At 71.3% G+C, this 13505-nt stretch carries 12 protein-coding genes; 9 read left to right on the top strand and 3 right to left on the bottom strand.

What is annotated here, in order from left to right; genetic code table 11:
• Positions 1–2: 2 nt before the first annotated feature.
• The 5 genes from OHA81_RS02430 to OHA81_RS02410 all read left to right on the top strand — a co-directional run bounded on the left by OHA81_RS02430 (position 3) and on the right by OHA81_RS02410 (position 6872).
• Positions 3–1277 (top strand): ABC transporter substrate-binding protein, encoded by a 1275-nt coding sequence (locus OHA81_RS02430; protein ID WP_329192259.1) that lies wholly within the window; start codon positions 3–5, stop codon positions 1275–1277.
• A 211-nt stretch (positions 1278–1488) separates the two neighbouring features.
• Positions 1489–3171 (top strand): glycoside hydrolase family 13 protein, encoded by a 1683-nt coding sequence (locus OHA81_RS02425; RefSeq protein ID WP_329192258.1) that lies wholly within the window; start codon positions 1489–1491, stop codon positions 3169–3171.
• A gap of 97 nt (positions 3172–3268) precedes the next feature.
• Positions 3269–4600 (top strand): ABC transporter substrate-binding protein, encoded by a 1332-nt coding sequence (locus tag OHA81_RS02420; RefSeq protein WP_329192257.1) that lies wholly within the window; start codon positions 3269–3271, stop codon positions 4598–4600.
• A gap of 11 nt (positions 4601–4611) precedes the next feature.
• Positions 4612–5943, top strand: coding sequence for an ABC transporter permease (locus OHA81_RS02415; RefSeq protein WP_329192256.1), 1332 nt, complete (start codon positions 4612–4614; stop codon positions 5941–5943).
• Between the two features lie 110 nt (positions 5944–6053).
• Entirely contained in the window at positions 6054–6872 is an 819-nt protein-coding gene (locus OHA81_RS02410) for a carbohydrate ABC transporter permease (RefSeq protein ID WP_329201954.1), read from the top strand.
• A 32-nt stretch (positions 6873–6904) separates the two neighbouring features.
• On the opposite strand, the gene OHA81_RS02405 is transcribed toward OHA81_RS02410, so the two are convergent.
• Positions 6905–7795: a thermonuclease family protein gene (locus tag OHA81_RS02405; RefSeq protein ID WP_329192253.1), complete on the bottom strand. Its 891-nt coding sequence runs from the start codon at positions 7793–7795 to the stop codon at positions 6905–6907.
• Between the two features lie 442 nt (positions 7796–8237).
• Here OHA81_RS02405 and OHA81_RS02400 point away from each other — a divergent pair, with 442 nt between their 5' ends.
• On the top strand, positions 8238–8909 hold the full coding sequence (locus OHA81_RS02400; RefSeq protein WP_443056403.1) for a hypothetical protein: 672 nt from the start codon (positions 8238–8240) through the stop codon (positions 8907–8909).
• Positions 8910–9350: 441 nt separating this feature from the next.
• Here OHA81_RS02400 and OHA81_RS02395 read toward each other — a convergent pair whose 3' ends face one another.
• Positions 9351–9941, bottom strand: coding sequence for a TetR/AcrR family transcriptional regulator (locus tag OHA81_RS02395; RefSeq protein ID WP_329192249.1), 591 nt, complete (start codon positions 9939–9941; stop codon positions 9351–9353).
• Positions 9942–10007: 66 nt separating this feature from the next.
• Here OHA81_RS02395 and OHA81_RS02390 point away from each other — a divergent pair, with 66 nt between their 5' ends.
• Complete coding sequence (locus OHA81_RS02390) at positions 10008–10559, top strand: SRPBCC family protein (RefSeq protein WP_329192247.1); 552 nt, start codon at positions 10008–10010, stop codon at positions 10557–10559.
• Between the two features lie 281 nt (positions 10560–10840).
• Here the strand turns inward: OHA81_RS02390 and OHA81_RS02385 are convergent, their stop codons facing one another.
• Entirely contained in the window at positions 10841–11971 is a 1131-nt protein-coding gene (locus OHA81_RS02385) for an NADH:flavin oxidoreductase (RefSeq protein ID WP_329192245.1), read from the bottom strand.
• A 208-nt stretch (positions 11972–12179) separates the two neighbouring features.
• On the opposite strand from OHA81_RS02385, the gene OHA81_RS02380 reads away from it, so the two are divergent.
• Both OHA81_RS02380 and OHA81_RS02375 read left to right on the top strand, forming a co-directional pair.
• Positions 12180–12671 carry a MarR family winged helix-turn-helix transcriptional regulator gene (locus tag OHA81_RS02380; RefSeq protein WP_329201952.1) on the top strand — a complete coding sequence of 164 codons (492 nt, stop codon included), beginning with the start codon at positions 12180–12182 and terminating at the stop codon, positions 12669–12671.
• 463 nt (positions 12672–13134) lie between these two features.
• On the top strand, positions 13135–13464 hold the full coding sequence (locus OHA81_RS02375) for a hypothetical protein (RefSeq protein WP_329192244.1): 330 nt from the start codon (positions 13135–13137) through the stop codon (positions 13462–13464).
• The last annotated feature ends 41 nt before the right edge of the window (positions 13465–13505 follow it).

Raw genomic sequence — 13505 nt, 5'->3', positions numbered from 1 at the left:
CTATGCGGTGGACGCGTGCCGCGGGTAGGGCTCTCCTGGTCGTGGCGGTGGTGCTGGCGGGGTACGCCGGGTTCGGTGTCGGTGCGCCCGACGGCGTGGCCTCCGGCGGCCGCGGTCCCATGACGCTCGCCACTGCGGGCGACCTCACCGGTTACCTCTCCCCGCTGCTCGACGACTGGAACGCCGGGCACCCCGGCGAGCGCGTCACGCTGGTCGAACTGCCCGACTCGGCCGACGAGACGCGCGCCCAGATGATCAGCGAACTGCGGTCGGGCGGCAACCGCTTCGACCTGCTGAACATCGACGTCGCCTGGACGTCCGAGTTCGCCGCGGCCGGATGGATCTCCCCGCTCGACCGCGCCCGCTTCCCGCTGGACGCGTTCTTGCGGCCGGTGGTCGACACCGCCACCTTCGACGGCAGGCTGTACGCGGTCCCGTACGTCACCAACGCGGGACTGCTCTACTACCGCAAGGACGTGCTGGACGAGGAAGGCGAACAGCCACCGCGCACCTGGGCCGACCTGATCCGCCAGGCGCGCACGATCGCCCCGAAGCACGGACTGGACGGGTACGCCGGCCAGTTCCTGCCGTACGAGGGGCTCACCGTCAACGTCACCGAGGCGGTCAACTCGGCGGGCGGTTCGATCCTGCGCGACGACGGGGCCCGCGTAACGGTCGACTCCGGCGCGGCACGCGTCGGGCTGCGGTTCCTCGCGGACGGCGTCCGGGACGGCTGGATCTCCCGGGACGCGCTCGGCTACAAGGAGGAGGAGTCCCGGCAGGCGTTCCAGGACGGCCGTCTGCTCTTCCTGCGGAACTGGCCCTACGTCTACGCCGACGCCGGCGCGGCGGGGTCGAAGGTCGCGGGCAGGTTCGGCGTGGTGCCGCTGCCCGGGCCGGACGGGCCCGGCTCCAGTGTGCTGGGCGGCTCCAACCTGGCCGTCAGCAGCCGCTCCCGGCATCCGGCCTCGGCGGCCGATCTGATCTCCTACCTGACGAGCGAACGGGTCCAGCGCAAGGTGCTGACCGAGGGCTCGCTCCCACCGGTGCGCGCCGCGCTCTACGAGGACCCCGAGCTGCTCCGCGCCTATCCCTACCTGGCCACGCTCCGCCAGAGCGTGCTGTCGGCGGTGCCGCGCCCGAAGAGCGCCCGCTACGACCAGGTGAGCCTGGCCGTACAGGCCGTGGCGCAGGACCTGATGGCGCGGCGCGAGACGCCTGACCAGGCGGCGGCGAGGCTTGCGCGCGAGCTCGACGGCGTTTCCCGGACCGGCTGATCCCGCACGACCGTCTCTCAGGGCGCCTACTTACATGTTAAGTAGGCGCCTTCTTTGCGTGTTGTGCTCATTCGTGGACATATCACCCCAACTTCCTGCAGTTTTCGGACACATCGTTGACATCTTCCGGTCGCTCCTACTTAACATGCATGCATAACAGCGCACCTGAACCAGGGCGCTCTCGCATTCAGCAGAAACAGGTCGACGCGAGATGCTCAGCACCCTTCCGGCCGACACCGGCCGCCCCTCCCGCACTGCCACCACCCCCGACTCCTGGTGGCGCGACGCGGTGATCTACCAGGTCTACGTCCGCAGCTTCCTCGACAGCACCGGGGACGGGATCGGCGACCTGGCCGGCGTACGGGCCGGACTTCCCTACCTCCGGAAGCTCGGTGTCGACGGCATCTGGCTCAGCCCCTTCTACCCGTCGCCGCAGCACGACCACGGCTACGACGTGGCCGACTACTGCGGCGTCGACCCCGTGTACGGCGACCTCGCCGAATTCGACCGGCTGGTGGCCGATGCCCGCCGCCTCGGCCTCAAGCTCCTGCTCGACATCGTCCCCAACCACTGCTCCAGCGAGCACCCGTGGTTCCGCGAGGCCCTCGCCGCGGAACCCGGCAGCCCCATGCGTTCGCGTTTCCACTTCGCGCCCGGCCGCGGCCCGGACGGTGAGCGGCCGCCCAACAACTGGCGCGCCATGTTCGGAGGCCCCGCCTGGAGCCGGACCACCGGGCGCGACGGCACCCCGGGGGAGTGGTACCTGCACCTGTTCACCCCCGAGCAGCCCGACTGGAACTGGCGCGACCCGGCCGTGGGCGACGAGTTCGAGCGCGTGCTGCGCTTCTGGCTGGACCGCGGTGTCGACGGCTTCCGCATCGACGTCGCCGCAGGGCTGTTCAAGCACCCCGACCTGCCCGACTCGGACGACCCCGGGGCCGACGAGCGGGCCCGCGACTCCGTCAACCAGCTCGCCTGGAACCGGCCCGAGGTCCACGGCGTGTGGCGCCGCTGGCGCTCGGTGTGCGAGGAGTACACCGCCTTGGACGGCCGCGAGCGGCTGCTGGTCGGCGAGGTGTCCGTCCCGACGGCGCGCGAACACGCCGAGTACGTCCGGCCCGACGAACTCCACCAGGCGTTCTTCTTCGACCTGCTCAGCGCCCCGTGGGACGCGGACGCCTTCCGTTCGACGATCACCGAGGCGATGCGCGACATCGCCGGCACCGGCTCCACCGTCACCTGGGTGCTCAACAACCACGACCAGGTCCGCACCGTCACCCGCTACGCGGGCGAGCCCGGGGTGGAAGGCAGTGGGCTGGGAGCCGCCCGTGCCCGCGCCGCCGCCCTGCTGATGCTCGCCCTGCCCGGCGCGGCCTACGTCTACCAGGGGGAGGAGCTCGGCCTGCCCGAGGTCCTCGACCTGCCCGACGAGGTCCTGACCGACCCGATCTGGCGCCGTACCGGCAGCCGCAAGCGGGTCCGGGACGGCTGCCGGGTGCCACTGCCCTGGTCGGGTCACGCCTCCCCGTTCGGCTTCAGCCAGGGTGCGGCCGGCGCCAAGCCGTGGCTGCCGCAACCGGAGTGGTTCGCCGAGCACGCCACCGACCGCGCCCTGGCGGACACCCGTTCCTTCTGGCACCTCTACCGCGACGGCCTCCAGCTGCGGCGCAGCCTGCCGCAGCTCGGCGACGGCACCCTGCGCTGGCTCGACACGCCCCCGCAGATGCTGGCCATCGCCCGGGGCGACGGCCTGGTCTGCGCGGTCAACTTCGGCACGCAGGCGATGCCCGCCCCCGTCCCGGGGACCCCGTTGCTCGCCAGCGGACCCTGCCCGGACGGAGTGCTCCCGGCGGCGACGGCCGCCTGGTGGACGTCGGAGTGCCCAGCCCCGTGAACCCGCCCGGCAACCCGTGAACCGCCGTAACAGCCCCAGCGGTGACGGCGGATGCGAGCCCGCAGCCCCGGACCGACCTCCTCGAAAGGACCCTGTCATGCGACGACCCGGCAAGACGACCCGACGGACCGCCGCCACCGCGTCGGCGGCCCTCGCCCTCGCCCTCGGAGCCACCGCCTGCGGCGGCACCACCGCACCCGCGAGCGGCGGCGAACTCAGCGGCCAGACCGTGACCGTGGCGGGTGTCTGGACGGGCAGCGAACAGAAGAACTTCAAGAAGGTCCTGGACGCCTTCACCGAGAAGACGGGCGCCAAGACGGTCTTCGTCCCCTCCGGCGACAACGTCTCCACCTTCGTCGGAAGCAAGATCGAGGGCGGAAACGCGCCCGACGTGGTGATGATCCCCCAGGTGGGCGTGCTCCAGCAGTTCGCGAAGGCCGGCTGGCTCCAGCCCTTGTCCGACCAGGCCGCCCGGACGGCCGGCTCCACCCTTCCCCCGGTCTGGAAGGACTACGGAACCGTCGACGGCACGTACTACGGCCTCTACTTCAAGGCCGCCCACAAGTCCACCGTCTGGTACGCCCCCGACGCCTTCACCCAGGCCGGAGTCAGTGAGCCCAAGAGCTACGCCGATCTGCTGAAGGCCGGCCGTACCCTCGCCGACTCCGGCCGCCCGGCCTTCGCCGTGGCAGGCGAGGACGGATGGACCCTCACCGACTGGTTCGAGAACATATACCTCTCCCAGGCAGGTCCGGAGAAGTACGACCAGCTCGCCCAGCACAAGCTCAAGTGGACCGACGACAGCGTCGTGAAGGCCCTCACCACCCTCGGCGAACTGTTCAAGGACAAGCAACTCGTCGCCGGCGGCGCCGAGACGGCGCTGCGCACCGACTTCCCCTCCTCGGTCGAGCAGGTATTCGGGCCCCAGCCCAAGGCCGGCATGGTGTACGAGGGCGACTTCGTCGGGGGCGTGGCCAAGGACCAGTTCGGCAAGAAGCCGGGGCAGGACGCCAAGTTCTTCCCGTTCCCGGCGGTCGACGGAGGCAAGGCACCCGTCGTCAGCGGCGGTGACGCCGCAGTCGTCCTCAAGGCGGGGAAGAACGGCAAGGCGGGCATGAGCCTGCTCGAGTTCCTGGCGGGCCCCGAGGCCGCCGAGGTCTGGGCCGGCGCGGGCGGCTTCCTGTCCCCCAACACCAAGGTCGACTTCGGCGCGTACGGCGACGACACCACCCGCAGCACCGCCCGGTCGCTCGTCGCGGCGGGCAACACGGTCCGCTTCGACATGTCCGACCAGGCCCCGGCGGCGTTCGGCGGCACCAAGGGGGCGGGCGAGTGGAAGCTCCTCCAGGACTTCCTGCGCGACCCTTCCGACCCGCAGGGCACGGCCGCGAAGCTCGAGACCGAAGCCGCCAAGGCGTACGGGAACTGAGGCCGCCCCCCATGGCTGACACCCTGACCGCCCGCGCCGCGGCCGATCCCCGGCGCCGGGCCCACAACAGGAGGCGCCGCCTCGCGGTCGTCTTCGTACTGCCGGCCCTGCTCCTGCTCGGCGCGCTGGTCGTCTACCCGGTCGTCTTCTCCTTCTGCCGCAGTCTCTTCGACGCCAGCGGCAACCATTTCGTCGGAGCCGGGAACTACGTGGCGATCGTCCACGATCCGGCCACCCTCAAAGCGATCCGCAACAGCGCCCTATGGGTCGTCGTCGCTCCGACCCTGCTGACCGGACTCGGTCTGATGCTCGCCGTGCTCACCGAGAAGGTGCGCTGGGCGACCGCGTTCAAACTGACGCTCTTCCTGCCGATGGCCGTCTCCTTCCTCGCCGCGGGCATCGTCTTCAGGCTCGCCTACGAGCAGGATCCGGGCCGGGGTGTGCTCAACGCGGTCGTCGTCGGCGTACACGACACCTTCGAGGACCCCGCCGCCTATCCGACGGCCCGTGTACGCGAGGGCCAGGCCCTGACGGGGAACGCGGGCGGCCCCTACAGCACGGCGAGAGCGGTGCGCCCCGGAGGCTCGGTCAACCTCGGCCTCGTCGGTGTGGCACCCGACGCGGTGCCCGCCGCAGCGGAGCCGGCTGCTGCCGCGGCGCCCGGCCCCGACGGCATCGGGGGCGTGGTCTACCTCGACTTCGCCCCCGGCGGCTCCGGAGCGCCGGGCCAGGTGGACCCGGGCGAGAAGGGCCTGCCCGGCGTGACGGTCGAGGCTGTACGGGACGGCCGCACGGCCGCGACCGCCACCTCCGCCGCCGACGGCTCCTTCCGCTTCACCGGGCTGGCCGACGGCGAGTACGTCCTGCGCCTGCCCGCGGCCAATTTCGCGGCCCCGTACCAAGGAGTGAACTGGCTCGGGCCGGCGCTGGTGACGCCGGCCATCATCGGCTCCTACCTATGGGTGTGGACCGGTTTCGCCATGGTTCTGATCGGGGCCGGGCTCGCCGCCATCCCGCGCGACGCGCTGGAGGCCGCGCGGATGGACGGCGCCACGGAGGGCCAGATCTTCCGCAAGATCACCGTGCCGCTCCTCGCGCCGGTGCTCACCGTCGTCTTCGTCACGCTCGTGATCAACGTGATGAAGGTCTTCGACCTCGTGTACATCATCGCGCCCGGACCCGTGCAGGAAGAAGCGAACGTGCTGGCCACGCGCATGTGGCTGGTCTCCTTCGGCGGTGGCAACAACCAGGGCCTCGGAAGCGCGCTCAGCGTGGTGCTCCTCCTGCTGGTCGTCCCGGCGATGGTCTTCAACATCCGGCGCTTCCGAAGGAGTGCGGCATGAGCAGTCACGGCACGATCGAACGCCGGTCCCCCGGGCGTACGACCGGGGCCCGGCCCGCCCCTGCCACGCCCGCCCGCAGACCGCCCCGCAAGAGCCGGCTGTCGCGCCTCATGAGCAGCTCGGCCGTCCAGGTAGTGCTGCTCCTGGTCGCCCTGGTGTGGATCACCCCGCTGGCCGGTCTGTTCCTGTCCTCGCTGCGCTCGGAACGTGACAACGCCTCCGACGGCTGGTGGAACGTGTTCGCCGACCCGTCCCAGCTGTCCCTGGACAACTACACCGCCCTGTTGCGGGACTCCGGCATCGCGGCGGCCTTCGGGAACACCGTCCTGATCTCGGTACCCACCACCGTCCTGGTGGTGGCCGTCGCGGCCCTCGCCGGGTACGCGTTCGCGTGGCTGGACTTCCCCGGCCGGGACGGCATCTTCCTCGTCGTCGTCGGACTGCTGGTGGTACCCGTGCAGATCGGGCTGCTGCCCGTGGCCAAACTCTTCGGCGCGGTGGGCCTGTTCGGCACCATCCCGGGAGTCGTCCTCTTCCACGTGGCCTACGGGCTGCCGTTCGCGGTGTTCCTGCTGCGCAACTACTTCGCCGAGATCCCGCGCGAAATGCTGGAGGCCGCCCGGATGGACGGCGGCACCGAATGGCGGATCTTCTCCCGGCTCGTGCTGCCGCTCGGCCGCCCGGCCATCGCGAGCCTGGCCATCTTCCAGTTCCTGTGGGTCTGGAACGACATGCTCGTGGCGCTGCTCTTCGCGGACAGCGGGTCCCAGCCCCTGACGGTCGCCCTCCAGTCGCAGATGCGGCAGTTCGGGAGCAACATCGGCGTCCTCGCCCCGGGCGCGTTCCTGTCCCTGGTGGTCCCGCTGATCGTCTTCTTCGCCTTCCAGCGGCACTTCGTCCAGGGAGTGATGGCGGGCTCGGTGAAGTAGGGCTCCCGCGCGGTCGGGCCGTCGGCCGCGGTTCACTTCTCCGTGAAGATGATGTCCCTGACCGGGCGGGTCATCTTCACGGTGTTGTCGGCGGTGACCTCGACGATGTGGTGCAGGCCGCTGAAGAGCGTGTCGGTGTCCGGCAGGAGGCGGTATTCGTCGGCGGCGCCGGCCAGGTACGCCCGGAAGCGGTCCAACGACGGATCGTCCGGGGTGAAGTCCAGGTAGTCCTTGAGGCGGCGGAACAGCTTCGGCAGGATCACCTGTCCGGTGTGGTCGTTCGTGATCGACGGCATTCCGGTCACGGTGGCCCCGTCGGTGGTCTTGTCGACACCGGCGGCCCACAGGCCCGCCCCGACCGCCCGTGCCTGTTCCGAGGCGTCGGTGAGCAGCTCGCGCAGGTACCCGGGCAGGCCGGCGTAGTACGTCGGGTAGACCAAGCCGAGCCGGAGCAACTGGTAGTTGGCGGTCTTCCTCAGCAGATCGTCGTCGAGGGCCGTCCCGTAGCCGCTGTACACGGGCGGTGTGGTCTTGCCGACGAAGGCCACGCACCGGCCGTGGACGTCACTGCCCCGGGTGAGGATCCAGCCGGGCACGCTCTGGGGCACGGTGACGACGGTCTCGTCGTCCTCGTCGCGGATGACGGATTCGAAGCCGACGAGGGTCAGCAGCCGGTCCGCGGCCTGGTGCGCCAGGTCGCGCGGCTGGTGCTCCTCGTGCGGCTTCTGGCCGTAGTGGGTCTCCAGCGCGTCGATGGCTTCGAGCCGGATGCTGACGCGGCCGTCGGCCTTGGGCACGATCGGTGCGCAGCCGGGTACGAGCTTCCAGTCGGCCACGTCGTCAGCGACGAACGGGAGGGTGTCCCCGTCCGGCCGGGCGCGGTCCGTCATCTTGAACGAACCCCTGATCAGCAGCATGGACATGGCGACTCCCACAGTGGGAACGGGCGAGGTCGGTGTGCGGCGCGGGAGTCACTGTACGTGATCGACCGTCACGAAGGGTGCAGGTGCGGGTGGCTCGGCGCTGTCTGCGCCGAGCCGGCCGGCGACGGACCCGACGGGACGTCAGCCGGCCGAGGGCCTTAAGGGCACGTCAACCACACCTTAATGCCGCCTTTGGTCCCCTCCGCCGCGCGTCGGCCGAGGCCGTCGGTGCGAGCGCCGCACGCACCCCTCGCTCCTGCGGGTGCCGGGTACGTGACCTGCTCCTTCGCACCCGCTCCGAGAGCGACGGGTCCGCGGGCGCAGTGCCGCGCCGCGCCTCCGAGCCTCGGCAGCGACGTATTTGTGACGTGGTGACAAGACTGCGCCCACGGGGGATTCCGGCCCGTAAGAAGGACAAGGACAGCGCCCATCGGATCGAGGAGTGTCCATGTCCCGGAAGCGGACCATGAGTTCCACGAAGAAGGCCGTGTTCTGTGTCGTCGCGGGAGCACTGGTGGCCGGAGGGTTCGTCGCCACCATGGCGACCGGCAATGCCGCCGTCCCCGACACCGTGTGTCAGGGGTCGACGGTGACGTTGTCAGGTGAGGCGGGTCCGCCGGCGGCGAGCAGTGGGACGTTCCCGGTGGGGACGAAGTTGCGGGTGACGAATCTGGACAACGGTCAGGGGACGACGGTGTCGGTGAACGGTCCGTCGGGCAGTTGTGTCCTGCTGAACAACGCGGCGTTCGACAAGGTCCGCGAGCCGGGCAAGAACCTGATCCGGCGCGCGCGCATCGAGCGCATAGCGGCGGGGAGCGGAGGAGCCGCGGCCGGTACGGCAGGTGCGAAGGTGCCGCCGGCCACCGGACAGGTGGTGTGTCAGGGGTCGACGGTGACGTTGTCGGGTGAGGCGGGTCCGCCGGCGGCGAGCAGTGGGACGTTCCCGGTGGGGACGAAGTTGCGGGTGACGAATCTGGACAACGGTCAGGCGACGACGGTGTCGGTGAACGGTCCGTCGGGCAGTTGTGTCCTGCTGAACAACGCGGCGTTCGACAAGGTCCGCGAGCCGGGCAAGAACCTGATCCGGCGCGCGCGCATCGAACGCGTGCGCTGAGCGGCCCAGCCGTCCGCGGGGGCGCCGGTCCAGGCGTAGCGGTGTTCGGGGAACTCCTCGACGAACCCGGGGCCCGCCGCGAGCAGGCGGGCATCGCCCGGTACCAGCAGCACGGCCGCCCGCAGCCCGGGCCGGAAGCGCGCCGCCGCGGCTCCCGCCGGCCCGCTCCGCGAGGCGGCGCGCACCTCCCGGGCCGGGTGCTCCAAGAAGCACCCGGTCCACCAGGCGGCGGGCGGCACCGACTGGCACCCCGCCCCGGCCGGGGCGCTCCGGCACGAGGGCTCGGTGGGGCTGTCCGGTGCTCGTGGCCGCGATCACCGGCTTCGCCGTCCTGACGTATCCCTCGTCGACCCCGCCCACCACGAAGCCGGGGTCGAACCTCGGCACACCGGTGAACTGCGGCCTCCGGGCGGCACTGCCGGGCGCCGTGGCGTCGGGTGGTTACCGTTTGGGGCCGGGGGCGTCGTGGAGCAGCAATTCGACCGCCGCGTCGATGTAGCCGTCGAGCCGGTCCTCCGTGCCGAGGGGGAGCAGCCCGGGTAGCCGCACGGCCAGCTGGCTGTGCCCGACATGGGCCGTGAGCCCCAGAACGGCCCGTTGGAGGGCCACCTCGGGCGGGAAGCCGACCTCTTCGAAGAGGCCGATGACGTAGGACATCCGCCGTTCCATCACGCGCCGCACGACGGGCCCGACGAGTTCATGGCCGGCCGAGGCGAGCACGCTGACGGAGACGGGGCTGTGTTCCGCATCCCTGCTCACACGGGTGAAGAGCATCCGCAGCCGGGCTGCCGGATCGGGTTCGGCTGCGACGGCGGAGATGGTCGCCTCGGTGAAGCGCTGTTCCCACAGGGAAAGCGCCGCCTCGAGGAGCGCCTCTCGATTCGCGAAGTGCCAGTAGAAGCTGCCCTTGGTGGTGCCGAGGCGGGCCGCGAGCGGCTCCACCGCGACGGCGGGGACCCCGCCTTCACCGAGGGCGGTCAGCGCGGCTTCCGTCCAGTCGTTCGCGGACAACCGTCGACGATCTTGTCTCATCACCATACGGTAGCGTACGGTCGTTCCATACGCACCCGTATGGAGTGCGTTCGGAGGAGGCATGGCATGCGCAATATCCAGCGCCGCACCATCGAGGCACCAGCATCCGCGGTGGGGCTGCTTCTCGACCGCCTCGGCAGCGCGCAGGACCGCCTGTGGCCGGCGCGCACCTGGTCGCCACTGCGGCTCGACGCCGGACTGACCGTCGGCTCGGCCGGGGGACACGGCAGGATCCGCTACGAGGTCAGCGAGTACGAGCCCGGCAGCCGGGTCCGCTTCACCTTCGCCCCTGGGCGTGGTCTGGACGGTCACCACGAATTCGTCGTCATCCCCGAGGGGCCGGCACGCTGCCAGGTCGTCCACACGGCATCCGGGCGCCTGGCCGGGGGAATGCGCCTGGTCTGGCCGCTCGCGATCCGCTGGCTCCACGAGGCCCTCCTCGCCGACCTGTTCGACAACATCGAGCGGGAGGCCACGGGCCGCCTCGTCCGGCCCGCCCGCTGGTCCCCCTGGGTCCGTCTGCTCCGCCGCTTCTTCCCTCCGACCTCAGCCTCGACCAGCCGCCGCGGCTCTGATCCGGCGTCCGGGCCGAGTGACGAACGCCCGAGCGAGTCATGATTCCCGCGTAGCGAAGCGTTCCATGGGGGCTGCTGCGACTCCTCGCCGAACAGGCACGCGTCGGCACGCGCACGAACCGCCTCCCGGCCGAGTGGCGGGCGGACCCTGGGCCTTGGCGGCCAGGTCCGGCAGCCCCGACGACCGCACCGGGCGGTCCGGTGCCACAGCCGGGAACGCGAACGCCCCGTGACGTCGGCGGACCGATGTCACGGGGCGTCGCGGGGCCGGTCGTCGGGGCGACGGCCGGCCCCCGGTGAGCCGGACAGACCGCCGGGTACCGGTTAGCGGCTGAGCGACTTGAGCGCCGCCGCGTCGTACGGCTGCAGCTCGTCGAAGCGGTTTCCGAGGACCTTCGCCGCCCACTGCGGGTCCTGGAGCAGCGCCCGGCCGACGGCGACCATGTCGAACTCGTCGCGTTCCATGCGGTCCAGGAGGTTGTCGATGTCGCCGAGGGCCGCCCCCTCGCCGGCGAAGGAGCGGATGAAGTCGCCGTCGAGGCCGACCGAGCCGACGGTGATGGTCGGCCGGCCGGTGAGCTTCTTGGTCCAGCCCGCCAGGTTCAGGTCCGAGCCCTCGAACTCCGGGACCCAGTAGCGCCGGGTGGAGGCGTGGAACGCGTCGACGCCCGCCGCCGTCAGCGGGGCCAGGATCGCCTCCAGCTCCTGCGGGGTCTGCGCGAGCCGGGCGTCGTAGGCCTCCTGCTTCCACTGCGAGTAGCGGAAGATCACCGGGAAGTCGGCCCGGACGCGCTCGCGGACCGCCGCCACGATCTCCGCGGCGAACGTCGTACGGGCCACCGCGTCGCCGCCGTACGCGTCGGTGCGGCGGTTGGTCCGCTCCCACAGGAACTGGTCGAGCAGGTAGCCGTGGGCGCCGTGCAGTTCGACGCCGTCGAAGCCGATCCGCTCGGCCTCCGCGGCGGCGTCGGCGAACGCGCCGATGACGTCGTCGAGGTCGGCGCGGGTCATCGCCTTACCGGTCCCCTCGGTGCCGTCGACGCGGATGCCGGAGGGGCCGACGGCAGGCGCGTCGGCGTACGGGGCCTCGCCCTGCTTGCGCACCATGCCTATGTGCCACAGCTGGGGCACGATCGTGCCGCCGGCCTCGTGCACGGCCGCGGCGACCTTCGCCCACCCCGCCAGCTGGTCCTCGCCGTGGAACCGCGGCACCCGGTCGCTCTGTCCGGCGGACTCGTGACCGACGTAGGTGCCCTCGGTGACGATCAGACCCACACCCGCGGCGGCCCGGCTGGCGTAGTACGCCTGCACGTCCTCGCCGGGCACACCGCCGGGGGAGAACATCCGCGTCATCGGAGCCATCGCGATGCGGTTGGGGACGGTCAGGCCGTTCAGCGTGACGGGCCGGGACAGGATCTCGGCAGCGCGGGAGGGGGTGGACGTGGTGGGGGTCATGCGGGTCCTCCGTGTTGAGGCTGTGGCTCGTCGGGCTGACAACGAGGAGTGCATAGTACACATGTTGTGTATCGTGCATATTGCAGCCCTCACCCCACGCGGGGCGACCCGGACCACACCCGCCGGGTCTGGAGGGCGACGGGTCCGCGATAATGGAACGCCGGAAGGAGCGGGAGGCGCAGTGCTGGAAAAACTGGAGCGGGAACTGATGCTGCTCTCGCGGCACCAGGTGCTGGTCCGGCGCGAGCGCGATCCCGAACGCCTGGAGCGGTCGGCGTACCTGCTCCTCAGCCGGATCGACACCCAAGGCCCCATGTCGATCGGAGAGCTGGCAGAGGCGTTCGGGCTCGATACCTCCACCGTGAACCGCCAGACGGCCGCACTGCTGCGCTGCGGACTGGCCGAACGCGTCGCGGACCCGGGCGGCGGCATGGCCCGCAAGCTGCGCATCACCGCCGAAGGTGCGCGCCGGCTCGCCGGGGACCGCGAAGTCAACCGGTCCTGCCTGGCCCGGGTGGTCGCCGACTGGTCCCCTGAGGAGGTGCGGGAGCTGGAGGACGTCCTGGTCCGGCTCAACCGCAGCGCCGAGGCACTCGAAGGACGGCACTGGCCCCGCGCGGAGGAGGCGGGGGAAGGCGGCGCCCTGACCGCGTGCCCCCAGCAGGCGGCCCCGCCGGATTCCGCGCCGCGAGCCACGTAGGAACCCGTGACTCCCCGCCCGGCAGCGCCGCCCCGGTATGTGAGGGCAGCGCGCAGTCGGCCGTTGGCCCGCCCGCTCCCGGAGCGGTCGTGTCGCGGTGGCTGACGTGGGCGCCGCAGGCGGCGGCGCGGGCCGCCGCCCGGCGGTCAGCCCTGGTTGCGGTGCCGGCCGCGGCGGTGGGGCTCGCCGGTCGCCAGCAGGACGAGAGCCAGTGCGATGGGGAAGAGGAACAGCAGGGTGACTGTCATGACATACGCATGCCCCCGCATGTAGCGGTCACGCCCATCGGCGAGCTCGCGCCGGTTGCATCCGGCGAAGGCCGTCCGCGCCCCTCTCCCCGTCAGTGGCCGCGGCTTCCAGGCAGCAGGCGCGCCGAGGCTCAATTTGCCTCGACGTGCCAGGTGTTGATGATCTAGTGCTGTCCCCACGCACGCTGTCCCATGCACAAAGACCGAGGAGCACCATGCGCGCCAGCGCCATACGCCGCGTTTCCACTCTCGCCGCCGGGGTCGCACTGACCCTCTCGGCGGCCGTCTCCGTCGCCACCCCCGCCACGGCGTCCACCGTGACGTGCCAGGCCGCGGGCGGAGACCTCTACGTCACGGCAACGTCCGCTCCCGTACGTACGGCCTACTACGAGACCGGGCGGGTAGTCGACACCGTCCACCGGGCTGACCGGCTCCACTTCACCCAGTCGTGCAAGAACTCCAAGGGCAACCTGTGGTACTGGGTCGACAAGACCTACGGAGTGAAGGACGGCTGGATCTACTCGGGCAACGTGGCCCGGATCTGACCCCGGCTTGAGGAGCCGCCGTCCGCGACTGCGACGGCGGC

The organism is Streptomyces sp. NBC_00667 (genome assembly GCF_036226825.1).
In the GTDB taxonomy this organism is placed as follows: Bacteria; Actinomycetota; Actinomycetes; order Streptomycetales; family Streptomycetaceae; genus Streptomyces.
This window is presented reverse-complemented; position numbering and strand designations above follow the sequence as displayed.

Excerpts from the sequence above, each read along its gene's own strand:
- OHA81_RS02405 (WP_329192253.1), bottom strand. The coding sequence starts at position 7,795 with ATGTCCATGCTGCTGATCAGGGGTTCGTTCAAGATGACGGACCGCGCC.
- OHA81_RS02410 (WP_329201954.1), top strand. The coding sequence starts at position 6,054 with ATGAGCAGCTCGGCCGTCCAGGTAGTGCTGCTCCTGGTCGCCCTGGTG.
- OHA81_RS02385 (WP_329192245.1), bottom strand. The coding sequence starts at position 11,971 with ATGACCCCCACCACGTCCACCCCCTCCCGCGCTGCCGAGATCCTGTCC.
- OHA81_RS02420 (WP_329192257.1), top strand. The coding sequence starts at position 3,269 with ATGCGACGACCCGGCAAGACGACCCGACGGACCGCCGCCACCGCGTCG.
- OHA81_RS02390 (WP_329192247.1), top strand. The coding sequence starts at position 10,008 with ATGCGCAATATCCAGCGCCGCACCATCGAGGCACCAGCATCCGCGGTG.
- OHA81_RS02415 (WP_329192256.1), top strand. The coding sequence starts at position 4,612 with ATGGCTGACACCCTGACCGCCCGCGCCGCGGCCGATCCCCGGCGCCGG.
- OHA81_RS02380 (WP_329201952.1), top strand. The coding sequence starts at position 12,180 with ATGCTGCTCTCGCGGCACCAGGTGCTGGTCCGGCGCGAGCGCGATCCC.
- OHA81_RS02430 (WP_329192259.1), top strand. The coding sequence starts at position 3 with ATGCGGTGGACGCGTGCCGCGGGTAGGGCTCTCCTGGTCGTGGCGGTG.
- OHA81_RS02375 (WP_329192244.1), top strand. The coding sequence starts at position 13,135 with ATGCGCGCCAGCGCCATACGCCGCGTTTCCACTCTCGCCGCCGGGGTC.
- OHA81_RS02395 (WP_329192249.1), bottom strand. The coding sequence starts at position 9,941 with ATGAGACAAGATCGTCGACGGTTGTCCGCGAACGACTGGACGGAAGCC.
- OHA81_RS02425 (WP_329192258.1), top strand. The coding sequence starts at position 1,489 with ATGCTCAGCACCCTTCCGGCCGACACCGGCCGCCCCTCCCGCACTGCC.